The sequence below is a fragment of the Dolichospermum circinale AWQC131C genome, assembly GCF_000426905.1.
GTDB classification, from domain to species: Bacteria; Cyanobacteriota; Cyanobacteriia; order Cyanobacteriales; family Nostocaceae; genus Dolichospermum; species Dolichospermum circinale.
This window is the reverse complement of record NZ_APIY01000442.1, coordinates 1-1,249: the sequence shown is the minus strand read 5'-3', so window position 1 is coordinate 1,249 and position 1,249 is coordinate 1. Positions and strand designations below refer to the sequence as shown.

General features: G+C 30.0%; 1 protein-coding gene. It reads right to left on the bottom strand.

The window, feature by feature from the left end:
* Window positions 1–117 precede the first annotated feature (117 nt).
* Entirely contained in the window at window positions 118–1,224 is a 1,107-nt protein-coding gene (locus tag ACIR131C_RS0100850) for an ISAs1 family transposase (RefSeq protein WP_028088704.1), read from the bottom strand.
* Between the last annotated feature and the right edge of the window lie 25 nt (window positions 1,225–1,249).

Below are 1,249 nucleotides of genomic sequence, written 5' to 3'. Positions count from 1 at the left end.
TATCATTAGGTTTTCCCTAGTTATTTTGACAGCAAAAGAACTCCCATTGCTTGATATACAATGAGTTCAGGTCTTCTTTATTTTTTTGTCTTTGATATTTTTGGCAATAAATATTTTCTAACTACCATCAAAACCGTCAATTAACAACATTTTTTCCCAGTTTTTTCCTAACCATGACTGTCCATCTTTTATTGATATAAAACCACAACTTCTGTAAACATTCAAAATGAGTGTTACTAATAAGGAGAACTTTCCGGCTACTTCTTTATTTTTTATCCTTGATTTATCTTCATTAAAAATCACATCTTTAACCCAATGTACTTGATTCTCAATTAACCAATGTTCTTGGATTTTTTGTGCAAATATTTCCGCAGTTAATTTCTTGCTACTAATATAATATAAAGTTTGACTATATTTTTTATCCCCGCGAAAACCCATTCTCTCCACTTTGATAAAACTTTTGATATGAGGATAATTTTTATGTCCTACTTCTTGACTATCAAATACTGATGTTTTCCGGATTACATCACGTCCATGACTTTTATCTCTTGAGTCATATACCGTAAGTGGTTTTGTTATTTGTGCTAGTTCTTTTAACCGATTGTACAATTTTATTTGATTTCTTTTTACTGTGATTAAATAATCATTTTTACTCTCAATTATTGTCTTAGTTATTTCTTTATTACAATGCAAAGCATCCAAAGTAAAAACCTGATTATATAAATCGCAATTCTCTATCATAGAGCGGACTACAGCACTTTCTGACTTTTTTTTATTCTCCTGAATTTCTACCTTAATTATTAACTTTGTTTCTTGGCTAAACCAAGATACCACATTTAACATATTCTGGGATTTTTCCTCATAATCAGTCAGAGTGTTTTTTAAACTCTTCCCGTCAATAGCAATCCAATCTTCCTGAGATTTTGGCGAATAATAATTGTTAATTATTGACGTAAGTATTGACTGTATATCTATAATATTTATTCCGAGCATTACTCTTCTTATTGTACTATAAGACGGCAGCGTTTTTGAGGTTATAGACAACATTTTAATCAGCTTTTCCTCTTCAGATTGGCAAAAAGATGTAATTTGCTTATAACTAACATTTCCTGTTAATAAGGCTAAAATAATAATAGTAAGGACTACCCATAACTCATGCCTTCTTCCTTGAGATTGGCGGAAATCCTTGACTTCTTTGAGTTTTTCGATTAAACTATTTAACATAATTGAAAAATTGAAACATTAGTGA

Excerpts from the sequence above, each read along its gene's own strand:
- ACIR131C_RS0100850 (WP_028088704.1), bottom strand. The coding sequence starts at position 1,224 with ATGTTAAATAGTTTAATCGAAAAACTCAAAGAAGTCAAGGATTTCCGC.